Annotated in this window: 15 protein-coding genes; 5 read left to right on the top strand and 10 right to left on the bottom strand. The window is 63.2% G+C overall.

Annotation, left to right across the window (positions count from 1 at the left end):
• Positions 1 to 675: an HAD-IA family hydrolase gene (locus MUN81_RS09635; protein WP_245117089.1), complete on the top strand. Its 675-nt coding sequence runs from the start codon at positions 1 to 3 to the stop codon at positions 673 to 675.
• A 4-nt stretch (positions 676 to 679) separates the two neighbouring features.
• On the opposite strand, the gene MUN81_RS09630 is transcribed toward MUN81_RS09635, so the two are convergent.
• From MUN81_RS09630 to MUN81_RS09605, 6 genes are all read right to left on the bottom strand, one after another.
• Complete coding sequence (locus MUN81_RS09630) at positions 680 to 2,113, bottom strand: efflux transporter outer membrane subunit (RefSeq protein WP_245117088.1); 1,434 nt, start codon at positions 2,111 to 2,113, stop codon at positions 680 to 682.
• Between the two features lie 201 nt (positions 2,114 to 2,314).
• A complete protein-coding gene (locus MUN81_RS09625; RefSeq protein WP_245117087.1) occupies positions 2,315 to 5,491 on the bottom strand; it encodes an efflux RND transporter permease subunit in 3,177 nt (1,058 codons plus the stop codon).
• A 153-nt stretch (positions 5,492 to 5,644) separates the two neighbouring features.
• Positions 5,645 to 6,838 (bottom strand): efflux RND transporter periplasmic adaptor subunit, encoded by a 1,194-nt coding sequence (locus MUN81_RS09620; protein ID WP_245117086.1) that lies wholly within the window; start codon positions 6,836 to 6,838, stop codon positions 5,645 to 5,647.
• A 16-nt stretch (positions 6,839 to 6,854) separates the two neighbouring features.
• On the bottom strand, positions 6,855 to 7,124 hold the full coding sequence (locus MUN81_RS09615) for a hypothetical protein (protein WP_245117085.1): 270 nt from the start codon (positions 7,122 to 7,124) through the stop codon (positions 6,855 to 6,857).
• Between the two features lie 176 nt (positions 7,125 to 7,300).
• Positions 7,301 to 8,680 (bottom strand): HAMP domain-containing sensor histidine kinase, encoded by a 1,380-nt coding sequence (locus tag MUN81_RS09610; RefSeq protein ID WP_245117084.1) that lies wholly within the window; start codon positions 8,678 to 8,680, stop codon positions 7,301 to 7,303.
• Between the two features lie 12 nt (positions 8,681 to 8,692).
• Positions 8,693 to 9,367 carry a response regulator transcription factor gene (locus MUN81_RS09605; protein WP_245117083.1) on the bottom strand — a complete coding sequence of 225 codons (675 nt, stop codon included), beginning with the start codon at positions 9,365 to 9,367 and terminating at the stop codon, positions 8,693 to 8,695.
• A 151-nt stretch (positions 9,368 to 9,518) separates the two neighbouring features.
• Here MUN81_RS09605 and pseI point away from each other — a divergent pair, with 151 nt between their 5' ends.
• From pseI to MUN81_RS09585, 4 genes are all read left to right on the top strand, one after another.
• Positions 9,519 to 10,562, top strand: a complete 1,044-nt coding sequence (pseI, locus tag MUN81_RS09600; RefSeq protein WP_245117082.1) for a pseudaminic acid synthase — start codon at positions 9,519 to 9,521, stop codon at positions 10,560 to 10,562.
• On the top strand, positions 10,562 to 11,851 hold the full coding sequence (locus tag MUN81_RS09595) for a hypothetical protein (RefSeq protein WP_245117081.1): 1,290 nt from the start codon (positions 10,562 to 10,564) through the stop codon (positions 11,849 to 11,851). The genes pseI and MUN81_RS09595 overlap by 1 nt, the downstream gene beginning before the upstream one ends.
• 80 nt (positions 11,852 to 11,931) lie before the next feature.
• Entirely contained in the window at positions 11,932 to 13,287 is a 1,356-nt protein-coding gene (locus tag MUN81_RS09590) for a hypothetical protein (protein ID WP_245117080.1), read from the top strand.
• A 42-nt stretch (positions 13,288 to 13,329) separates the two neighbouring features.
• Positions 13,330 to 14,805 carry a polysaccharide biosynthesis C-terminal domain-containing protein gene (locus tag MUN81_RS09585; RefSeq protein WP_245117079.1) on the top strand — a complete coding sequence of 492 codons (1,476 nt, stop codon included), beginning with the start codon at positions 13,330 to 13,332 and terminating at the stop codon, positions 14,803 to 14,805.
• 125 nt (positions 14,806 to 14,930) lie between these two features.
• Here MUN81_RS09585 and MUN81_RS09580 read toward each other — a convergent pair whose 3' ends face one another.
• The 4 genes from MUN81_RS09580 to MUN81_RS09565 form a co-directional block, all read right to left on the bottom strand.
• Entirely contained in the window at positions 14,931 to 18,077 is a 3,147-nt protein-coding gene (locus MUN81_RS09580; RefSeq protein WP_245117078.1) for a CusA/CzcA family heavy metal efflux RND transporter, read from the bottom strand.
• 181 nt (positions 18,078 to 18,258) lie between these two features.
• Entirely contained in the window at positions 18,259 to 21,423 is a 3,165-nt protein-coding gene (locus tag MUN81_RS09575; RefSeq protein WP_245117077.1) for a CusA/CzcA family heavy metal efflux RND transporter, read from the bottom strand.
• A gap of 114 nt (positions 21,424 to 21,537) precedes the next feature.
• Complete coding sequence (locus tag MUN81_RS09570) at positions 21,538 to 22,617, bottom strand: efflux RND transporter periplasmic adaptor subunit (protein WP_245117076.1); 1,080 nt, start codon at positions 22,615 to 22,617, stop codon at positions 21,538 to 21,540.
• Between the two features lie 88 nt (positions 22,618 to 22,705).
• Positions 22,706 to 24,001 carry a TolC family protein gene (locus MUN81_RS09565; protein WP_245117075.1) on the bottom strand — a complete coding sequence of 432 codons (1,296 nt, stop codon included), beginning with the start codon at positions 23,999 to 24,001 and terminating at the stop codon, positions 22,706 to 22,708.
• Positions 24,002 to 24,050 lie beyond the last annotated feature (49 nt).

Genomic DNA, 24,050 nt, shown 5'->3' with positions numbered 1-24,050 from the left:
ATGCCCGTCCTCGTTTTCGACCTCGACGACACGCTCTACCCCGAGCTGAGCTACGTGCACAGCGGCTTCCGGGCCGTAGCGGAGTTTTTGAGTCCGCTGCTGCACCAGCCGGCCGAAACCCTGGCTGCGAGCATGATAGCTGAAGAAGCCGAGCAGGGCCGCGGCCAGGTGTTCGACAACGTGTTGCGCCAACACGGGCGGTGGACCAAAACCTTGGTGGCCACCTGCCTGCGCGAGTACCGCCAGCACCTGCCGCAACTGGCGCTATACCCCGATGCCGAGCGCTGCCTGGCCCGCTTCGCCGAATGGCCACTCTACTTGGTGACGGACGGACATAAAGAAGTGCAAGCCCGTAAAGTGGCGGCGCTGGAAGTGGCCCGGCACGTGCGCCACGCCTACCTCACCAACCGCTACGGGCGCCACCGGGCCAAGCCCGCGCCGCACGTATTCGAGCTGATTTGCCGGCGCGAGAAGGCAATGCCCAACCAGGTGATTTACGTGGGCGACAACCCGCGTAAGGACTTTGTGGGCATCAAGCCGCTGGGCTTTCGCACGGTGCGCATTCTGCGCGGCAACTATGCCCACCTCGCGGACGATGCGGCGCACGAAGCCCACCGCCGCATCCACTCCCTCGACGAACTGACCCCAGAATTCGTGGCCGAGTTGGTGGGCTAGCCGCTTACTGCCAGCCGCCGCCCAGCGCCCGGTACAAGCTCACGCTTTGCAGCAACTGCCGCTGGCGCGATTCGGCCAGGCTCAGCTCGGCTTCGAGCACGCTGCGCTGGGCCGTAATCACTTCGAGGTAAGTGGCATAGCCAGCCACGAAGAGCTTGTTGGAGGTCGTCACGGCTTTGGTGAGCAACTCTACTTCCTGCTGGCGGGCAGCCGCGGCAGCGCGGTAGTTTTCCAGCCCCTGCAGGCCGTTTACTACCTCGCGGAAGCCGGTTTGCAGGCTCTGCTGGTAGCGGTAGTAGGCCTCGTAGCTGCCGGCTGTGGCCAGCCGGAAATCGGCCTTGAACTGGGCGCGGTTGAGCAGCGGGCCGGTGAGGCCGGCCAGCGCCCCGTAGGCCAGCGACGAAGGGTCGAACAGCGTGCTGGTGCGATAGGAATTGAAGCCCACGTAGGGCGTGAGGGTGAGCGAAGGCAGGAAGGCGGCACGGGCGGCGGCCACGTCGGCGCGGGTGGCCTGCAGCTCCAGCTCGGCCTGGCGCACGTCGGGCCGGCGCAGCAGGGCCGAGGCGGGCACGCCGGCACTCAGGCGCTCGGGCAGCACCTGGCCGGGCAGCGGCCGGCCGCGCGTGATGGGCTGCTGGTAACGCCCCAGCAGCTGGTTGAGGCCGGTTTCGGCTTCGGTTACGCGCTGGCGGGCTTCGTAAGCCAGGCTTTCGGTACGCACCACTTGCGCCGCAAACTGCTGCACGGCCAGCTCCGTAGCGCGCCCGGCCTGCTTCTGAATGCGCATCAGCTTCAGGGCCTCGCGCTGCAGGGTGATGTTGCGGTCGAGCACGGCCAACTGGTTGTCGGCCGTCAGCAGCTCGTAGTAGAGGCGAGCCACCTCGGCCACCACGTTGGTCGTGACGAGGTGACGGCCCTGCTCCGAGGCCAGCACGCGCAGGTAGGCGGCCTGGCGGCGCTGCTTCAACTTGCCCCAGATGTCAATTTCCCAGGAACTGCGCAGCCCCACAAAAAAATCCGGCGTCAGCGGGCCCGGGATGCGCTGCTGCCCGTCGATGTTGGGCGAGAGGTTGGTGTCGAAGTTGCCCACGCCGTTGAGGGTGTAACGCCCGTAGCGGTCGGCGCCGGCCGAGGCGGCGGCGGCCACAGTGGGCAGCAGGGCCCCGCGCCGGGCCAGGTACTGGGCGCGGGCCGTTTCCACGCGCTGCAGCGCCACCTGCAAATCCAGGTTTTGGCGTAGAGCCGTGTCGATGAGGGACGTGAGGGCAGGGTCCTGGAAGAACTGCCGCCAGGGCTGGCGGCCAGCGCTGGTGGTGTCGGCCGTGGGCTGGGTGAAGGCGGCGGGCACGGCCGGGGCACCAGTGGGGTCGGCGGGGGCGGCCACACGGCAGCCGGCAGCGAGGAGCAGGACGGAGAGCAGGGCAGGGAGTAAACGCATATTATTCGTTCTAGCGTGGCGCCTCACCCCCCGGCCCCCTCTCCTCAGGGAGAGGGGGAGCCGAGGTGGCGCAGGCGGTGTAGCGCGGACTTTGTAGTCCGCGCATGGGCCGGGTTGGTCAATCAAGGCGCGGAATACAAAGTCCACGCTACAATTCGTCAGGCTCCCCTCTCCCTGGGGAGAGGGGCCGGGGGTGAGGCGTCAATGCGCCACCAACTCCCGCACTTCTTTGGCTTCCGCCGGCTCGTTCGTCTCCAGGTTCTTCACCTTTTCAAACGAGGCAAACAGCACGTACAGCCCGGGAATCAGCACCATGCCGAACAGCGTGCCGATGAGCATGCCGCCCGCCGCGGCCGTGCCGATGGAGCGGTTGCCCAGGGCGCCGGCGCCGCTGGCCATCACCAGCGGAATCAGGCCCGCGATGAAGGCGAAGGAGGTCATCAGGATGGGGCGCAGGCGCGAGCCGGCGCCTTCCACGGCCGCCGCCAGCACGCTGGCCCCGGCCCGGCGCCGCTGCTCGGCAAACTCGATGATGAGGATGGCGTTTTTGCCCAAGAGGCCCACGAGCATCACCAGCGCCACCTGGGCGTAGATGTTGTTTTCCAGGCCCAAAAGCTTGAGACTGAGAAAGGCGCCGAAGATGCCGGTGGGCAGGCTCAGCAGCACGGGCAGCGGCAGCAGCAGGCTTTCGTACTGCGCCGCCAGCAGCAGGTACACGAAAATGAGCACCACGCCGAACACGTACAGGGCCTGGTCGCCGCTCAGGATTTGCTCGCGCGTCATGCCGCTCCACTCGTAGGCGTAGCCGCGCGGCAACTCCTTGGCGGCCACCTTTTCGATGGCCGTGATGGCGTCGCCCGACGAGAAGCCGGGGGCTGAGTCGCCGTTGAGCATGGCCGAGGTGTACATGTTGTAGCGCGTGAGCTGGTCGGGGCCGAACACCCGCTCCAGCTTCACGAAGGTGGAGAAAGGCACCATCTCGCCCCGGTTGTTTTTCACGTGCAGGGCCAGCAGGTCTTCGGGGCGGCTGCGGTACTCGGGGCCGGCCTGCACCATCACCTTGTACATCTGCCCGAAGCGGATGAAGTTGCTGGCGTAGTAGCTGCCCATCAGCGTTTGCAGGGTGCTCATGGCCGCGTCCACGGTCACGCCCTTCTTGGCGGCCATGTCCTGGTCGATGTGAATGAGGTACTGCGGGAAGTTGGGGTCGAACGAGGTGAAGGCCCCGCCGATGGCCGGGTCCTTGCGCAGCGCGGTCAGGAAGGTTTGCGACACGGCCGCCGTTTTCTGCAGGTCGCCGGTGCCCGACTTATCGAGCAGGCGCAGCTCGAAGCCGCTGCTGTTGCCGAAGCCCGGCACCGTGGGCGGCGGCAGAAACTGAATTTCCGCGTCGGCAATGTTCTTGGTTTTCTCCTCCAGTTCGGCAATGAATTGCGCCACCGACTGCTCGCGCTTGTCCCAGGCTTTGAGGTTAATCATGCCCATGCCGTAGCTGGCGCCCGCCACCTCGTTCACCAGGCTGTAGCCGGCCAGGGTCGAAACCGATTCCACTGGCCCGAGGCGACTGGCAATGCGCTGCACTTCGTCGAGCACGGCCTCGGTGCGCTCCACGGTGGCGCCGGCGGGCGTGGTCACGTTTACGTACACCATGCCCTGGTCCTCGGTCGGGATAAAGCCCGAAGGCAGAATCCGGTTCACGCCCCAGGTGGCCGCGCAGAAGCCTGCCAGCACCAGCAGCGTCACCAGGCGCCGGCCGGCCACGGCCCGCAACAGGCCCTGGTAGCGGCCCGCCAGCGCATCGTAGCGTCGGTTAAAACCAGCAAAAAAGCGGTTCACCAGCCCCTTGGGCTGTTCGCCGTGCGCCGCTGGCACGTGCTTGAGCATCAGTGCGCACAGGGCCGGCGTCAGCGTCACGGCGTTCACGCCCGAAATCACAATGGCAATGGCCAGCGTGAGCGAAAACTGGCGGTAGAACACGCCCACCGGCCCATCCATGAAGGAAACCGGGATGAACACCGCCGACATCACCAGCGTGATGGCAATGAGCGAGGAACTGATTTCGCCCATGGCTTCGAAAGTGGCGGCGCGGGCCGGCATGTGCTTCTCCTGCATCTTGGCGTGCACCGCTTCCACCACCACAATGGCGTTATCGACCACAATGCCAATGGCCAGCACCAGCGCAAACAGCGTGAGCAGGTTAATCGAAAAGCCCAGCATCTGCATGAAGGCCAGCGTGCCCACCAGCGCCACCGGTACCGCCAGCGCCGGAATCAGCGTCGAGCGCCAGTCCTGCAAAAACAAGTACACAATCACGAATACCAGCAAAAACGCCTCTACCAGCGTGCGCAGCACCTCGTGAATGGAGGCGTCGAGGAAGCGCGACACGTCGTAGGCAATGCTGTACTTCATGCCGGGCGGGAAGGAAGTGGCCTGCAACTCGGCCATGCGCTTTTTCACGCCCGCAATCACCTCCGAAGCGTTGGAGCCGGGGCGCTGCTTCAGCATGATGGCCGCCGAGGGCCGGCCGTCGGTTTTGGAGGCCATGCCGTAAGTGAGCGAGCCGAACTCCACGTCGGCCACCTCGCGCAGGCGCAGCACCGAGCCGTCGGCGTTGGCCCGCACCACGATGTTGCGGTATTCCTCGGGCTCGAAAAATTTGCCCGTGTAGCGCAGCACGTACTGCATCGACTGCGCCTTGTTGGCCCCCGAGCTTTCGCCCGATTTGCCGGGGGCCGCCTCCACGTTCTGCGCCCGAATGGCCGCCACCACCTCATCCGTGCCAACGTCGTAGGCCGCCATCCGGTCGGGCTTCAGCCACACCCGCATCGAGTACTCCCGCGAGCCCATGATTTCGGCAAAGCCCACGCCATCAATGCGCTTGAGCTCCTGCAACACGTTGATATCAGCAAAGTTGTAGATGAATTTCTCGCCCACTGCCTTGTCGTCGCTCGTCACGTTGAGGTAGAGCAGCATGGAGTTTACCTCTTTCTCGGTGGTCACACCGGCCTTGATGACTTCCTCCGGCAGCTCGTCCAGAATGGTCGTCACGCGGTTTTGCACGCCCACGGCGGCCAGGTCGGGGTCGGTGCCCACCTTGAAAAACACGGTAATCAGCGTCACCCCGTTGTTGGAGCTCACCGAGTTCATGTAGGTCATGCCCGGCACGCCGTTGATGGCGCGCTCTAGCGGCGTGGCCACGGCCTTGGCGCACACCTCGGCGTTGGCGCCGGTGTACTTGGCCGTCACCGTCACCGAGGGCGGCACGATGTCCGGAAACTGCGTGATGGGCAGCGTGAACAGCGCCAGGGCCCCCAGCAGCACCAGAAACACCGAAATAACCAGCGAGAGTATCGGCCGGCGAATGAAGATATTGAACATAGGCAGTAGCGCGGACTTTCAGTTCGCGGCTAAATGAATGTGTAAGAGTCCGGTGCGCCGTAGCGCGGACTTTGTAGTCCGCGTCCCCGCGCCGTCAAGGTATCGTTCGGGTTTCCGCCGGGGACGCGGACTACAAAGTCCGCGCTACATCCCCTACCGCGCCGCCAGCAGCGAATCCAGCGTCACCGGGCGGGGGCTGATGCGCTGCCCGTCCCGCAGGCTGGCCGCGCCCTCGTACACCACCCGCTCGCCGGGCTTCAGACCCTGCTTCACCACGTAGAAATCGCCGGTGCGGGCCTGGGGCTGGAAGTTTCGCATGTGCACCACGCCCTGCCCATCCACCACGTACACGTAGTTTTTGTCCTGAATCTCAAACACCGACTTCTGCGGCAGCAGCAGGGCCGTCGGCAGCGTGTTGGTGAGGCGCACGCGGCCCGAAGCGCCGTGCTTGAGCATGCGCTGGGGGTTGGCAAACCGCGCCCGGAAAGCCAGCGAGCCGGTGTTGGGGTTGAACTCGCTCTCGGTGGTTTCAATGCGGCCCGCCAGCGGGTAGGCCGAGCCGTCGGCCAGCGTGAGCCGCACCGAATCGGAGTGGCGGTCGGGGTGCTGTTCCCGGGCCTTCACGTATTGCAGATACTCGCCCTCGCCCACGTTGAAATAGGCATACACTTCGTGCAAATCCGACACCGTGGTAAGCAGCGTGCCTTCCTCCACCACGCTGCCCCGCTTGAGCGGAATGCGGTCGATGATGCCGTCGAACGGCGCGCGCACCAGCGTGTAGCCCAGGCTGAGACGGGCGGCGGCCTCCCCGGCCCGGGCCTCGGCCACGCGGGCTTCGGCGTCTTTCACCTTGCTGTTGGTCAGCGCCAGCTCGGTTTTGGCAATGATGTTTTCCTGCACCAGCAGGCGCACCCGCTCGCGCTCGAGGCGGGCGGCGCTGGCCTGCGCCTGGGCCCCGGCCAGCGTGGCCCGGGCCTGGCTCAGCCGGTTCTGGTGGGCGTTGGCATTGAGGCGAAACAAGGGCTGGCCTTTCTTCACCGGCCGCCCCTCATCCACAAAAATCTGCTCCAAAAACCCGGCCACCTGCGCCCGCACTTCTACGTTGCGCACGGCCTGCACGTCGGCCACGTAGTCGTGAAACAGCTCTTGCTCGGTGGTTTTGAGGGCCAGCACGGGCAGCACTTCCGGGGCGGCGGACTGCTCGGCCGTTTTGCCGTCGGCCGAGCAGCTGCTCACGCCAGCGGCCAGCGCCGTGAGCAGGGCGCCGCCCAGCAGGCAGGTGCGCAGTCGGCTATTGGGGGCCAGTGGGGCGCGGCGCGCCGCATGATTTGAGGGGTTCGGGTTCATGGGAAAAGAAAGGCGGCTACTGGGTGACCAGGGCCTGGCTGGGGGCGAGGTGGTGGGTAAGGGTGAGCAGGCTGTCTTGCTGCTGCTGGTGCTGCTGGCAGCTGGCGAGCTGGCGCTGCGTCTGGTGCAGGTCGGCGGTGGTGGCGGCCAGCTCGGCACTGACGTCGTCGGGCCAGGCCTCAATCCAGCCCGCCATCAGCAGCGCGTTCAGCCCCAGCGACAGGGCGAGCACGCCGCCGAGCAGCAGCGTAAGGAAATTAAGGGAGCGGGCGTCTGAGCGGGTCATCAGGGTCGGGCAGCCGAAGCCAAGTGAAACGTGCTACAAAGGACTTAACCCCACATTAGAATGAGATGAGAAGCGTATGAGAAAACATGAGAGCCCCTCTCATGCGCCCCCTGACCGGGGCCTACGCTCCTACTCACGGGCGGCCCGGCGCCCGGTTTTTCTCCGCCTGCGGCCCGCTATAGCGGCAGGGCCGGCAGCCACATGGTGGCCGTGGTGCCCTGCCCCGGCGCCGAACTGATGTCGAGGCGGCCGCCGTGGCGCTGCACCACGCGCTGCGTCAGGGGCAGGCCCAAGCCGTAGCCGGGGCGGCCCAGGGCGCCCGTGGCGCGGTACAGGGGCTCGTAAATTTTCTGCAGCTCTTCGGCCGAGAGGCCGGGGCCGGCGTCCTGCACGCGTACGCGCAGGGTGTGCGGGTCGCTGTAGGCCAGCTCGGTGCGCACCGGGCCTGAAGAGTACTTGCCGGCGTTGTCGAGCAGGTTCAGCACGGCGGTGGTCAGCAACTCGGCGTTGCCGGGCAGGGTGAACAGGTCGCCCTCGGTTTCGGCCGGGAACTCGCCGATGGACAGCCGCCATTCCCGGCCGGGGTATTTGGACCGGGCAAAATCCAGCGCCTGGTTCAGGCATTCGTCGAGGCGCACGGGCGCGAAGGCCGGCAGGGCGCCGTCGGCCCGGGCCAGGTTGAGCAGGCCGTTGGTGAGGGCGCTGAGGTGGCGGGCGGCGCTCAGGGCCTGGGCCATGCTTTGCTGGGCTTCGGGCAGGGTGCGGTCGTATTCGAGAGCGGTTTCGAGCGTGCCGGCCAGGGTGGTGAGGGGGGTGCGCAGCTCGTGCGAGGCATGCGAAAGGAAGCTGCGCTGCACCTCGAAAGCTTGCTCCAGGCCGGCCAGCATGGTATTTATCACGCGGCTGAGCTGGGCCAGCTCGTCGCGGCCGTTGCCCTCCGACAGGCGCCGCCCCAGGCTGGCCGCCGAGATGCGCCGGGCCTGCCGGATGATGCGGGCAATGGGCCGCAGGGCCGAGCCGGAGAAAAACCAGCCGGCCACCACCGTAATGGCCAGCGCCCCCAGGTTGCCGAGCAGCAGCAGCCAGCCCAGCTGCCGGTGCTGCGTCCAGCCCACCCGGTCTTCGGCCGACACGAAAATGCGGTACTCCCCGTGCGGCGGGTGCGCAAACGACAAGCCGATGGTTTCGCGGTGGCCTTCGGCCGGGTAGGTGCGCTGCTGGCCGGGGCCCAGCCCGCGCAGGCGCCGGCGGTTGGTGGCCTGGTCGATGTGGTCATCGCTGCTGTAGCGCAGGGTGTTGTCGGGGCCGTAGATGCTGATTTGCTCGCGGGAAAGGATGAGCAAGTCGTCGCGGCGCAGCGAGCCCAGCATGCCGTTTTCGAGCTTGTGGGTGCGCACCAGCAGGCGCCCGGCCAGCGTGGCGCTGTTGGCCAGGCGGTGGGCAAAGCGCTGGGTGCGGGCATTGGCGTGAAACAGGTAGATGAACGTGGAAAAGCTGAGCTGAATGCCGAGCACCAGCAGGGTAAAGCGCAGCATCAGCTTGTTCCGAATCAGCATAACGGCCTGGCCTTATTGTTCCCGCATCACGTAGCCCATGCCCACCACGGTGTGAATGAGCTTGGGCTCGAAGCCCTTGTCAATCTTTTTGCGCAGGTAGCCGATGTACACGTCGATGATGTTGGTCGTGGTGTCGAAATCGACTTCCCACACCCGCTCGGCAATGTCGACGCGCGACACGATGCGGCCCTGGTTCAGCAGCAAGTGCTCCAGCAGCGAGTACTCGCGGGTGGTGAGGTCGATGCGGCGCCCGGCGCGAGTCACGATTTTCGAGTCCAGGTTCAGCTCCAGGTCGGCCAGGCGCAGCAGCTGGGGGGCGCCGGTTTCGGCGTAGCGCTTGGTGAGGGCCCGGGCGCGCAGCAGCAGCTCCCTGAACGCGAAGGGCTTGGCGAGGTAGTCGTCGGCCCCGGCCTCGAAGCCGGCTTCCTTGTCGGCCAAGCTGTCGAGGGCCGTCAGCATCAGCACCGGCACACGGTGCCGCCCCGCCCGGATGAGCCGGCACAGCTCCACGCCGTTGAGGTGCGGCAGGTTCACGTCGAGGATAACCAGGTCGTAGGGCTGCTGCTGGTACAGCGACCAGCCGGTGCTGCCGTCGTAGCCCACGGTCAGCTCGTAGCCTTCGTGCTCAAACCCTTTTTTGATAAAGGACGCCACCTGGGGCTCATCTTCAACCAGTAACACTTTCATACCCGGAGGGACTGTGGATGCGCCCGTAAGCGGGGTAAAAGTACGCACCGGCCCGCAACGCGCCGGAGGCAGGTGGCGCCCCACCCTTCCCGGGCGCCGCGCTTGCTCCCTTCCGCCGCTACCTTTACGGCTCGATTTGACTTGTCCTGAAATGACCGAAATATCAATTGGCGGCCGGCCGGTGGGCCCCGCCCACAAGCCCTTCATCATCGCCGAAATGTCGGGCAACCATAACCAGAGCCTGGCGCGCGCCCTGGCCCTGGTAGATGCCGCCGCCGAAGCCGGCGTGGATGCCCTGAAGCTGCAGACCTACACCGCCGACACCATCACCATGGACACCGGCTTCGCTATCGACGAGGAAGGACAGTCGTTGTGGGAAGGCAAAAACCTGTACAAGCTCTACGAGGAGGCCCACACGCCTTGGGAATGGCACGCCGAGCTGTTTGCCCGCGCGCGGCAGCACGGCATGCTGGCCTTCAGCTCGCCGTTTGACGAGACGGCGGTGGATTTTCTGGAAACGCTGGACGTGCCGGCCTACAAAATTGCCTCCTTCGAGAATGCCCACTGGCCGCTGCTGCGCAAAGTGGCCGCCACTGGCAAGCCCGTCATCGTGAGCACGGGCGCCGCCACGCTGGCCGAAATCGACGACGCCGTGCGGGTGTTGCGCGAAGCCGGCTGCCGCGAGCTGGTGCTGCTGAAATGCACCAGCACCTACCCCGCCTCGCCCGCCAACACCAACCTGCGCACCATCCCGGTACTGGCCGAAACCTTCGGCTGCCCCATTGGCCTGAGCGACCACACCATGGGCGTGGGCGCCAGCGTGGCCGCCGTGGCCCTGGGCGCTTGCGTCATCGAAAAGCATTTCACCCTGAGCCGCGCCGAGGGCGGCGTCGACTCCGCGTTTTCGCTGGAGCCGCACGAGCTGAAAGCGCTGGTGGTGGAAACCGAGCGCGCCCATCAGGCGCTGGGCACCGTGCAACTCTGCATTCAGACCGGGGAGGAGAAAAGCCGCCTCTACAAGCGCAGCATCTACGTGGCCAAGCCCATTGCCGCGGGCGAGGCCTTCACCACCGACAACCTGAAAATCATTCGCCCCGGTGACGGCCTCTGGCCCCGCCACTGGGAAACCGTGCTGGGCCGCAAGGCCACGCAGGCCCTCACGCCCGGCACCCCGCTCACCTGGGACGCCATCTGATGCCCGGACCCACGCTGCCCCTGCTGCCGCGGCTGCGCGACATTCTACAGCTGCGCTTCTCGGCCGTGTTTGCCACGCTGCCGGCGGCGGCCATGGCCAGCATTTCGCCCGCCAACCCGCTCAAGCGCCTAGCGCGGGTGCTGGGCTACGCGGGCTTGCGGCTGGTGGGCAACGTCTTCAAGCCGATAAAAAACCCGGAAGAGCTGCGCGGCAAGGTGTGGCTCTACGTGGTGAGCGCCAACAACTACGACGCCCTCGACTTCATCCGCCAGGCGCGGCCCGACGCCGTGCTGCTGGCGGGGCAGGCCAAGAACATCGGGCGCTACAACGGGGCCGTAAACCGGCTGTCGCTCCGGCGCAAGCTGCTGTACTACTGGCAATTTCCGGTGGCGTTGCTGGGGCTGCTGCGCACGGAAGGCCGGCGGGCGTGGCGCTTTTTCGACTTCATTTTCTACGCCATCGGCTACTATGAAGTGTACCGGCGGGCGCTGCGCCACTACCGGCCGCGGGCGGTAATATTCTCCAACGACCACAACGACGACACTCGCTCCCTGCTGCTGGCCTGCCAGGACGAAGGCGTGCCCACGGCCTACGTGCAGCACGCCAGCGTGAGCACCAGCTTCCCGCCTCTTGGCTTCGACCTGAGCCTGCTCGAAGGCCAGGACGCCCTCGATAAGTACCGGCAATGCGGCCCCGTGCGCGGCCGCGTGGAGCTGGTGGGCATGCCCAAAGCCGACGCCTTTCTGGGCCTGAAGAACACTGCGCCGACCGTGCGGCGCGTGGGCCTGGCCTGCAACGTGCACGACCCCCTGCCGGCCCTGGCCGAAACCCTCACTTACCTGATGCAGGAGCTGCCCGAGCTGACGTTCACCCTGCGCCCCCACCCCAGCGACCCACGCGATTTTGGCCCTCTGCGCCGCGCTTTACCCGGCCTGCAATGGTCGGACGCGCGGCAGGAAAACGTATTCGCCTTTCTGCAAAACCACGACGCGCTGATTGCGGCCGATACATCCACTCACTTGGAAGCCACGCTGCTGAACCTGGTGAGTATTTACTACCGCTTCAGCGCCAACCCTCTCATTCACGACTACTACGGCTACGCCGCCCACGGGCTCATCGACGAAGCCCATGACCTGCCGGAGTTGCGCGACTTACTGGCGCAGTACCAAGCGCAGAAACCGGCCGAGCATTTCCGCCGTGCCGCCTATTACAACGCCACGCTGGGCACCCCCAACGAAGGCCACAGCCAGGAGCTGGCGTCAGAGCTGCTGGCCAAGTGGTTGGCATGAAGCGGCAAAGTGGCCCATCGGAGCCGGCTACGCACCGCAGTATCTTCGCCGCCATGCCGGCTCATTCTTCCGCCTTGCCCTTGCCTGCGCCCGCCGCGGCCGCTATCACGGCCGATGTGCGGCTGGGCTACGTGTTGCGGCATTTTGCACTGGCTTACGAGGCCGTACCGGCAGGCCTGATTGGCTATGCTGAGTATCAACTGCCGGTTGAAATTGCCGACTGCTCGGGCGACTTTTTCCAGGGCCAACAGCCTTACGCTCCGGCCCCGAACTATCGGGAGTGGGTGGGCCGGCGAGTGCCGTTTTTCTTCGATGCCCAACCTGCAGCGCCCTTGCTGGACCGGCAGCCCGGCCGCTGCCGCGTAAACGCCGACCTCATCTCGGCGGCCTTCTACCTGCTCAGCGGCTGGCAGGAATATTTCTCCGACACCCGCGACCGGCACGGCCGCTTCCCCTACGCCGCCAGCGTGCAGCAGCGTTACGGCTTCGTGGCGCTGCCGGTGGTGAACTATTACTTCGACGTGCTGCGCACCGCCGTGGAGCACGTCACCGGCCAAGCGTTGCGGCCCCGCCGCTGGGCTGGAAATGCGCCCTTCGCCGCCTTCATTTCCCACGACATCGACAACCTGCGCAGCGCCTGGAAAGCCCCGGCCAAAGCCGACCTGAAAGCTGGTCAGTTCCTGCGCTTCGGCCAGCGCCTGTGGCGGCGGCTCACGCGGCCCGACGCCTGGGACAACCTCGAAACGGTAGCCGCGACGGTAGCCGGCTACGGGGCGCGCTCCACCTTTTTCATCTTGCCCGAGCACCGGCCCGGCGCCGACGGCACGCCCAACGCCGATTACCGAATTGACCGGCATTTGTGGCGGCGGTTCATTCACCTGGCTTCTTCGGGTTCCGAACTCGCCCTGCACGGTAGCATCGGTACCGCGACGGACTTTGCGCAACTGTCATCGGAGCAAAGCGAGAGCTTGACCGAACCTGCCCAAGGCATTCGTTTTCACTACCTACGTTGGGAACCGCGCCAGACGCCAATGCAGTTGGAAGCGCTGGTTGTTGCTGGCCTGCGGTACGATGCAACGCTGGGCTTTGCGGAGCACTACGGGTTTCGCCACTCCTATTGCCATCCATTCTACCCCTTCGATTTTGTTACCGGACAGGCCAGCCGTTTTCTTGAGATTCCGCTTCAAGTGATGGACGCCACGCTGCACCATCCGAACTACCTACAGCTGCAACCCGACGACATTCTGCCCGCGCTACGGCCTATGCTGGCCGAGATTGAACGCTTCGGCGGCGTCGCCAGCGTGCTGTGGCACAACGACCATTTTGACCCGGCCAACACCATGACCGGCCCCCGCCAGTTTGCCGAAATCATGGTGTACTTGCGGCAACGCGGCGCGGCCTTCCTGACGGGAAGTCAGATTGTGGCCGAACTTTGAGGCCAGCCGCCGCTGCTCATTTACTCATTTAGCACTTACCGTTTGGGCATTGTACTGCGCCAGGGCATCCGCAACACCCTGATTTCCTACGTTGGCATGGGCATTGGCTTCGCCAACACCATTTTCGTGCTGCCGCGGCTGCTCACGCCGGGCCAGATTGGCCTGACGAGTTTGCTGGTGTCGTTTGCCACCATCGGGGCCCAGCTCAGCGCCTTTGGCTTTGCCAGCGCCGGCCTGCGCTATTTCCCGTATTTCCGCAACCAGGGGCGCAACCATGCCGGTTTTCTGCCGCTGCTGCTGGGGCTGCCGCTGCTGGGCTTCGCGGCCATGACGGTGGTCATGAGCCTCGGCCAGCCGCTGGTGCTGCGCAGGTACGGGCCGGCCGATGCCGCCCTGCTGGGCCAGCACTACGGCGTGGCCATCGGGCTGGCGGGCGCCATCATGCTGGGCGGGTTGCTTGATGCGTACCTGAAGTCGCTGTTTCACACCTCGTTTGCTTCCTTTTGCCAGGAAATTCTATTGCGCCTGCTCATCGTGGGGTCGGCTCTGGCCTATAGCGCGCATTACCTGAGCTTTGCGGGCTTTGTGGTGGCCTACGCGAGCGCCTACGCGGTGGTAGCGGTGCTGCTGGTAGCGTATGCGGCGGCCATCGGCGAGCTGCATTTGCGGCCCACCCGGGCGGCCCTGCGCGTGAAGCCCTTGGGCGAAATGCTGGGGTTTGGCGGCTTCGCGCTGCTGAGCAACATCTCGGGCACGGTGCTGCTCAACATCGACAACATCATGGTGGGTGCCAAGGTAAGCTTGGCCGCTGCGGGCATCTACCTGGTGGCCACCAACGTGAGCACGGCCCTCACGCTCCCTTTTCGCGCCCTCAACAAAACCGCCTTCTCGCTCATCGCCGAATACTGGAAAGAGCAGGACCTGGGCAAAATGGGCATCTTCTACCAGCGCGTCACGCGCGTCAATACCCTGGTGGGCTGTTACCTGGCCCTCGGCATTGGGCTGAACCTCGACTTTATCTTTAGCCTCATCCACCGCCCCGAATACGCTGCCGGCGCCGGGGCCGTGGTGCTGTTGCTGGTCGGGCGGCTGTTCGACGGCATCACGGGCGTCAATGGCACCATCGTCGTCACCTCGCCCCGCTACCGCTTCGATTTGCTGTTCAACGTCCTTCTGGCCTCGGCCGTGGTGGGTCTGAACTGGCTACTAATCCCACGCTACGAGCTGGTAGGCGCGGCCCTGGCGTACTGCGTGGCGCTGGTGAGCATCAACACCGTGCGCACGTGGTTTGTGTGGCATTTCTACCGCCTGCAGCCCTTCGATGGCCACATTCCGCGCCTGCTGCTGGTGGCGGCCGTGGCCGGGCTGGCCACCTGGGCCCTGCCCACCTTGCCCAACCTGTGGCTCACCATGCTCATGCGCGGCAGCGTGCTCACGGTGCTCTACGGCGCGGGCGTGCTCCTCACCGGCAGCGCCCCCGAAGCCGTGGTGCTGCTGAACAAGATGCGCCGCCGTTGAACAGAGTAGAGACGCAATATTTTGCGTCTCGTCGTTGAACGGCCGGAACTGCGCAATACAGCGCCAACTAAACAACATCAGCAACGACGAGACGCAAAATATTGCGTCTCTACAACGTTCCAGTGCTACGCTCCCACCAGCTCCGGCTGCCGCTTGCGGCGTTTCGGGGCCGGGCCGTTCTGGTTCATTTCGCGGTAGAAGAAGGCGAAGATGAGCGGGAAAATCAGCAGCGTGAGGATGGTGGCCGTCACCAGCCCGCCGATGACGACGATGGCCAGCGGCTTCTGCGTTTCGGAGCCAATGCCGGTGCTAAGGGCGGCCGGGAACAAGCCAATCATGGCCATGAGGGCCGTCATCACCACGGGGCGCACGCGCGAGGCCACGCCCAGGCGCAGGCTTTCGGCCAGGCTCAGCTTTTTACGCAGGTTCTCCTTGAACACGGTGATGAGCACGATGCCGTTCTGAATACATATCCCGAGGAGGGCGATGAAACCGATGCCGGCCGAAATCGAGAAGTTGACGCCCGTGATGTGCAGCGCCGCGATGCCGCCGATGAGGGCAAACGGCACGTTGGCCAGCACCAGCGCGGCATCCTTGCCGTTGCCGAAGGTGATGAACAGCAGGATGAAAATGATGACCAGCGACACCGGCACCACCTGGCTCAGGCGCTTGGTGGCCCGCACCTGGTTCTCAAATTCGCCGGCCCACTCGATGCGGTAGCCTTTGCCGAGCTTGATGGTTTGGTCCATTTTCTTCTGCGCTTCGGCGATGGTCGAGCCCATGTCGCGGTCGCGGATGGAGAATTTCACGGCGATAAAGCGCTGGCCGTTATCGTGGTACACAAATGCCGGGCCATTGGCTGTGCCGATGTCGGCGATTTCCTTGAGCGCCACCTTGCCGCCGCGGATGGTGGGCACGCGCAGCTCGCCGATTTTGGCTTCGGTGTCGCGGTCCTGCTTGGGGTAGCGCACCGTCACGTCGAACTTGCGCTCGCCTTCGTAAATCTGGGTGGCCGCTTTGCCGCCCACGGCCATTTCCACCACGGTCTGCGCATCAGCCGTTTGCACGCCGTAGGCGGCCATGCGGGTCTGGTCGAGGCGCACGCTCATTTCGGGCTGGCCAAGGTTGCGCAAGATGCCCAGGTCCTTCACGCCGCGCACGTTGCTCAACACCTTCATCACCTCGTTGGCCTTGCCGTCGAGCTCCTTCAAATCATTGCCGAAAATCTTCACCGCCAGCGCGGCGTTGATGCCGGCCACGGCTTCCTCCACGTTGTCGATGATGGGCTGCGAGTAGTTGAAAATGATACCAGGATACTCTTTCAGCTTCTTGTCCATCTCATCAATCAGCTGCTCCTTGGTGATGTTGCGCTTCCACTCTTCCTTGGGCTTAAGGTTGACCTGGGCCTGCACGTAGTAGATGCCCGAAGGGTCGGTGCCGTCGTTCGAGCGCCCGGTCTGGCTCAGCACCGACGTTACTTCCGGAAACGAGCGCAGGATGCGGCGGTAGTTGGCCGCCATCTTGTTGGTTTCGGTGAGCGAAGACGACATCGGCAGCTTGGTTTCCACCCACAACGCGCCTTCGTTCAGCTCGGGCAGAAATTCCGAGCCCAGGAATTTAAATGAGTACAGTCCCGCTACCACAATGGCCATGGTCACGCCGAAGCTGAGCAGCTTGTGGCGATAAGTGAAGCCAAAGGCCTTGGTCACAATGGTGTCGAAGAAGGTCACGATGGGGTTGTGCCGTTCCTTCACGTTCTTGTTCAGCAGCAGCGAGCACAGCACCGGCACCAGCGTGAGCGTGAGAATAAGTGCGCCCACCAGCGCGAAGCCCAAGGTATAGGCCAGCGGGCTGAACATCTTGCCCTCCACCTTCTCGAAGGCGAAAATGGGCAACAGGCAGGTCAGAATGATGAGCTTGGAGAAGAAAATGGCCTTGCCCAACTCACCGCCGGTTTTGCGAATCATGCCCAGCTTGGCGAGCTTGTTGAACTTCTCCATCCCGACTTTTTCGGCCTTGTGGTCGAGCACCACGAAGATGCCCTCCACCATCACCACGGCCCCGTCGATGATGATGCCGAAGTCTATGGCGCCCATGCTCAACAGATTGGCACTCATTCCCTTGAGGCGCAAACACACGAAGGCAAACAGCAGTGCCAGCGGCACCACCACGCCCACGGTGAGCGTGGTGCGCCAGTCGGCCATGAAGATGAGCACGATGAGCGTCACCAGCACAATGCCCTCAATCAGGTTATGAATCACGGTATGCGTGCAGTGGTCCATCAGCACGTCGCGGTCGTAAAACGTTTTGAGGTACACGTCGTTGGGCAGCACTTTTTCGTTGAGCTCGGCGATTTTGGCTTTCACGCGGCCCAGCACTTCGGCGGGGTTTTCGCCTTTGCGCATAATCACGATGCCCTCCACCACGTCGCTCTGGTCGTCGAGCCCGGCCTGGCCCACGCGGGGGGCGTTGCTTTCCTTCACCTGAGCCACATTGCGCACCAGCACGGGCACGTTGTTGATGTCCTTGACGATGATGTTGCCGATGTCTTCGGGCTTGGTGAGCAGGCCGATGCCGCGCACCACGTAGCTCTGCGAGTTTTTCTCAATCACGTCGCCGCCCACGTTCATGTTCGATTTCTGCACGGCTTCAAACACCTCCAGCGGCGTCATGTCGTACTTGGCCAGCATGGCAGGGTTCACGCTGATTTCGTACACCTTACGCGTGCCGCCGAAGGCCGCGATGTCGGCCACGCCGGGCACCGATTTCAACTGCCGTTCCACCGTCCAGTCCTGGATGGCGAGCAGTTCGTTGGTGCTGCGGCCGGTGCGGCTCTGCACGGTGTAGCGGAAAATCTCGCCCGTGGGGCCGTAGGGCGGCTGCACGTGCGAGTCGCAGCCGGCGGGCAGGTTCACGCCGCTGAGCAGGTTGTTCACCTGCTGCCGGGCGAAGAAATCTTCCACGTTATCCTCAAAGTTTATCTTGAGCACCGACAAGCCAAACATGCTGATGCTCCGCATATTGCTTTTCATCTGCACCGAGTTCATGGCCACCTCAATGGGCGTACTCACGAACCGCTCTACCTCCTCGGCCGAGCGGCCGGGCCAGAGGCTCACGATAATCATCTGCGTATTCGTGACGTCCGGGAACGCCTCGATGGGCGTGTGCACGTAGCTGTAAGTGCCGCCTGCCACCAGCAGCGCCGTCATGAAAAAGACGAAGAAGCGGTTCTTCAGCGAAAAGGCGACAATGCCGGAAATAAACTTATTCATGGAAGACGATGGCAAATAGGCAGCACAGAGGGCGGGGAATGAGAATCTGGTGAAAAGTTGATGAGAAAACAATGAGTGTTTTATGAAGCCACGAATGGCCTGTGAAGCTGGCAAGCATGAAAAAAGCCCGCCGCCTGATTAGGCAGTGGGCTTTTTTAGCCGGAAGGTTAAAGGCCATAGGTTAATGCGCTCCTACTGGCTGCTCGCGGTTTGCCCGCTCGGCGGCCAAATCGTCGCCGTAATGCGTATGCTCTGAGCGGTAGAAGCGCTCGAATACCAGCGGGAACACAAAGAGCGTGAGGATGGTACCCGTTATCAGGCCACCAATTACCACAATGGCCAGCGGCTTCGAAGTCTCCGAACCGATGCCCGTACTGATAGCAGCCGGCATCAGGCCGATGGTGGCCATGAGGGCCGTCATCACCACGGGGCGCACCCGCGAAATCACGCCTTCGTTGATGGAATGGTCAAGCGTATGCTTTTTGACCAGGTTTTGCTTGAAGACAGAGATAAGAATCACGCCGTTCTGGATACAGATACCGAACAGGGCGATGAAGCCAATGCCGGCCGAAATCGAGAAGTTGGTGTGCGTGATGAGCAGCGCCGCAATGCCGCCGATGATGGCAAACGGCACGTTGAGCAGTACCAGCCCGGCATCCTTGAGGTTGCTGAACAGGATGAAAAGGATGAAGAAAATGAGGCCCAGCGAGATAGGCACCACCTGCGTGAGGCGCTGCTGGGCCCGGCGCTGGTTCTCGAAATCACCGGTCCATTTCTGCTCGTAGCCGGCGGGCAGCTTCACGTGGCGGTTCACTTTTTCCTGCGCTTCCTTGATGGTCGAACCCATGTCGCGGCCGCGAATCGAAAACTTCACGGCGGCGAAGCGGCGGTTGTCGTCGCGGTAAATCAGGCTCGGGCCGGTGACGGAGCCGATGTTAGCAATTTCGGAGAGCGGAATGGTTTTGCCGCTCTGAGTGGGCACCATCAGGGCCGCAATTTCGGTGGGCGTTTGGCGGAACTGGGGCTCGTAGCGCACCCGAATGGGGAATTTGCGCTCGCCCTCATACAGTTGCGTGGCTTCCTTGCCGCCCACGGCCATTTCCAGCACCGAGTTGGCATCCGATTTATCCACGCCGTAGCTGGCCATGCGGCGCTCGTCCAAATCGACGTGGAACTCGGGCTGCCCAATGTTGCGCAACACGCCCAGGTCGTCAATGCCCTTTACCGTTTTCAGCACCTCATATACTTCGCGGGCCTTGGCTTCCAGCGTGGCTAGGTCGGTGCCGTAAATCTTAACCGCAATAGAGCCTTTCACGCCCGAAGCGGCTTCCTCCACGTTGTCGGTAATGGGCTGCGAGAAGTTGAAGTCGACGCCCGTGTATTTGTCGAGCTTGTCCTTCATGCGCTCCACCAGATTCTCGCGGTAGGCCTTGGCTTTCATCTTCTTCTCCACCTCCGGCGTGTGCTTGAGCTGCACCAGGAACTCGTTGTTGTAGAAGCCCGTGGGGTCGGTACCGTCGTTGGGGCGGCCGGTCTGGCTAACCACGTCGCTCACTTCGGGGAAGCTCAAAAAGTCGCGCCGCATCTGGTTACACAGCTCATTCGATGACTCAAGGCTGATGCTCAGCGGCAGCTGCGCCCGCACGTAAATCGAGCCCTCGTTAAGCTCCGGCAAAAACTCCGAACCCAGGAAGGTGAAGGAGTAAAGCCCCAGCGCCGTCACCACGAAGGCGATGATGAGCGTGGCCGTTTTTCGGGCGTAGGTGAAGCGGAAGAAGCGGTTGGCGCCGTTGTTCACGCCGCGCACGAAGAAGTTGTCCTTCTCCTTCACGTTCTTTTTCAGCAGGATGCTCACCAGCACCGGCACCAGCGTCAGGGTGAAAATCAGGGCGCCCAGCAGGGCGAAGCCCAGTGTCCAGGCCAGCGGGCTGAACACTTTGCCTTCCACTTTTTCGAAGGAGAAAATGGGCAGCAAGGCCGTGATGATAATGGCCTTGGCGAAGAAGATGGACTTGCCCATGTCGCGGCCCGACTTCTTAATCAACCCCAGCTTCGAGAGCTTGTTGAACCGCTCCATGCCCAGTTCGTGCGCCTTGTGGTCGAGGGCCACGAACAGCCCTTCCACCATCACCACGGCCCCGTCGATGATGATGCCGAAGTCAATCGCGCCCATGCTCAGCAGGTTGGCGCTCATGCCGCGCAGGCGCAGGCAGATGAAGGCAAACAGCAGCGCCAGCGGAATAATCACCGATACAATCACCGTCGTGCGCCAGTCGGCCATGAAAAGGAACACGATGAGCGTGACCAGTACAATCCCCTCCATCAGGTTGTGAATCACCGTTTCCGTGGAGAAATCGATGAGCTGTTGCCGGTCGTAGAAGGTTTTCATCTTCACGTCGGGCGGCAGAATTTTCGAGTTCAGCTCCTCCACCTTATCGTGCAGGCGGGCAATAACTTCCGAGGGGTTTTCGCCCTTGCGCATCACCACAATGCCTTCGAGCTTGTCGTCCTCCATCCCGCGGCCCACCTGGCCCAGGCGCGGCAGGGCGCTTTCGGTTACTTTGGCCACGTCGCGCACCAGAATCGGCACCCCGTTCACGTTCTTAATTACCGTGTTGGTGATATCTGAGATATTGTTGAGCAGGCCGATACCGCGCACCACGTAGTTCTGCTGGCCCTGGTTTATCACGTCGCCGCCCACGTTGATGTTGGAGCGCTGCACGGCGTTGTACAGGTCGAGCGGCGTGAGGCCAAAATCCTGCAGCTTGCCGGGGTTCACCGCAATTTCGTAGTCCTTCACCTCGCCGCCGAAGCTGTTCACGTCGGCCACTCCGGGCACGGCTTTCAGGTTGCGCTCAATCACCCAGTCCTGCAGGGTTTTAAGCTCGCGCACGGTTTTGGTTTTGCTTTCCAGCGTGTAGCGGTAAATTTCGCCGGTGGGGCCGTAGGGCGGCTGCACGTCGGGCGTGATGCCGTCGGGCAAATCCACCTCGCGCAGCAGGTTGTTCACCTGCGGCCGGGCAAAAGCGTCGTCCACGCCATCGTCGAAAATGACCTTCACCACCGACAGCCCGAACAGCGTGGTGCTGCGCACCGACGCCTTTTTCTGCACCGGGTTCAGGGCAATTTCGATGGGCACGGTCACGAACTTCTCCATCTCCTCGGCCGAGCGGCCGGGCCACTGCGTGATGATGGTGATTTCGGTATTGGTCACGTCCGGAAATGCCTCGATGGGCGTGTTCCGGTAGCTCACCACGCCCATCACTATCACCACCAAGGTCATGAGAAAGATGAAGCCTTTATTCTTAAGCGAAAAGGCGATGATGCCTTGAATGAACTTATTCATTTTCAGTTTCTAGCAATGAGGAAACGATGAAGATGGCGCCGACTTTAACGGCAACAGTGACCCCAAACACGGCCAAAAAGCTCGTGCTTGGCGTCACTGTTTGTTGAAAAAAGCTTAGTCGTTCAGCTCGTCGTACACGAGGAGTTGGTCTTTGGCAATCACCACGTCGCCGGGCTTCAGGCCAGCGCTCACGTAGCTGTAGTCGCCCACCGTTTTGCTGATGGTAACCGGGCGGGTTTCCACGTGGGTGCGGTCCTTGTACACCATCACGAAGTTGCGGTCCTTGTCAAACACCACCGATTTGGCGGGCACGGCCAGGGCCTTTGCCCCTTCCGTGTTCTCGACGCGCACCTGGGCATACATTTCCGGCTTCAGCAGGTAGCCGGGATTTTCGAGGCGCACGCGCACCTTCATCACCTTGCTGTCGGGGTCGAGCACGTTGAAGACCTTGTCGATTTTGCCCCGGAAATGCTTGTCCGGATAGCTCAGCGTGGTCACGTCGGCCGAGTAGCCTTCCTTCACCTTCGAAATGTCCGACTCGAACACGTTGGCCATAATCCATACATCGTCGAGGTTGCTCACCGTGAAGAGGTTGCCCACGTTGTCGTTGTTAAACTGCTCGTGGTCGGTCGCATTCTTCTCCGTGATGAAGCCTGAAATGGGCGCCCGCAGCTCGTACATGCCATCCTTGCCGATGCCGTACACGCTGAGCTGCTTCACGTTCTTGCCCACGGTGCCGCGGGCTTTGGTCACCTCGGCGCGGGCCAGCACCACGTCGCGCTCCGAATTCAGGCCGGCTTTGAACATGTCCTCGGCCACGGCCAGGTTCTTGCGGGCAATGTCGAGGTCGGAGCTGGCGGCAGTGGTCTGGTTCTGCACGTCGGCAATCTCGCCCGATTTAATAACGGCCAGTACCTGGCCTTTTTCCACCTTGTCGCCGAGCTGCACTTTTAATTGCTCCACCACGCCGCCCACGAGCGGGTACACTTTCACGGTTTTGTCACCGTCGGTAGCAATTTCGCCGGTCAGCACCAGCTCGTCCTGCACCGGGCGCAGGCGCACGGTGTCGAGCACAATCTGCTGCATCATGGTGTCGGACAGGCGGAAGCCCTCCTTCTTTTCTTCTTTGACTTCGGTTTTGGAGCAGCCAACCAGGGTTACAGCGGTCAGCAATGCCAGAAAGGAGCGATTCATGAGGAGGTTGGTGTTAGCCGATGGCCTTGGGCCAGCAGCTTATGATTTTTCAGGATAAAGGCGGGGTCTGTGGGTGGCTGAGCCAGGCTTAGTCGGCGCGGAATACTGGCTTGCCCACGGCAAAATTCAGCTGCTCGAAAGCCCGCACGCGGTTGGCACGCAGCGTATTAAGTTGCACCAAGTTGTTCTTGTAGGACTCGAAAAAGTCGAGGTATTCCACCACGCTCAGGATGCGCTTGGCGTAACTCTGCTCGATGCCCACCATCAGGCGCGCAAAGGGGGCCGTGTCGCGGTCGGTGTTCTGAAACAGCTCGTCGTTACGCGCCGCCAGCTGGTACGCCTGGTGCACTTCGCTCTGTACCACCAGTTGCTGCTGGTCGACCTGCAGCTTGCTGCCGGCCACCTGCGCCTTAGCTGCCTGAATGTTGCCTTGGTTCCGATTAAAAAGCGGCACCGCAATGCCCAGGGTCAACGCCTGGTAATTGTTGATGTAGGAGCCGGCCTTGTCGTAGGTGTAGCCCACGGCCAGGTCGGGCGTGGCCAGCTTCTGCTGCAGGCGCAGGTTCAGGTTCTGCTGCTCCAGGGTGGCGCGGCGGGCGTTGAGGTCGGTGCGGCGCACCAGGGCCGTATCGATGAGCGCCTGCTCCGGATACCCTTGCAGGCTCAGGGCGCGGGTGCGGGCCAGGTCGGCTTGGGGCACGTACTGCGTGCCGGTAGCATCGCGCAGCAGCACGTGCAGGTCCGTTTGGTCCGAGGCCACGTCGTTGAGCAGGTTTTGCCGCTCACTTTGCAGCGTGAAAAGAAACGCCCGCAGACGAATGACCTCTTTCAGGGCAATGTTGCCCTTCTCGAACTGCGTTTGGTACAGCCCCACCGTGCGGCTGAGGGAGCTGATTTCGGTGGCGTAGGCCCGCAGCGTCAGCTGTTTGAAATACAGGTCGTAGAAAGTGGTGCGCAGTTGGTAGCGCAAGTTGCGCAGCAGGTCCTGCAGGTTATACTGCTCCACCACGGCCGCCTGTTGGGCGGCTTGGCCCGCGGCCTTGCGGCGGCCGGCCAGCGAAAACAATTGCTGCACGGTCACAATGGCCTCGCTGCTCACCGTGCCCTCCGGCACCGTTGGGCGGGAGATGCGGCGGCGCAGCACATCCTGCTCCACATAAATGGTGGGGTTGTCGATGAGGCGGGCCTGCACGGCCTGGGCCTGGGCCACCGTCACGTTGTACTGCTGCGCCAGCACGGCCAGATTATTCTGGAAGAATTGCTGTTCGGCCTGCGGCAGGGTCAGGCGAATGGTATCGGCCGGGGCGGCGGGACTGGCGTGGGCGGCCACCGGGCCCGTCAGGGCCGCGGCACTCAGCAACGCCACTAAGGTTACACGGAACATATTCAATGTTGATTACTCAACAAAGGTGACCGGGCCCGCATGAGGATAA

Source organism: Hymenobacter sp. 5317J-9 (assembly GCF_022921075.1).
Classification (GTDB): Bacteria; Bacteroidota; Bacteroidia; order Cytophagales; family Hymenobacteraceae; genus Hymenobacter.
This window is presented reverse-complemented; position numbering and strand designations above follow the sequence as displayed.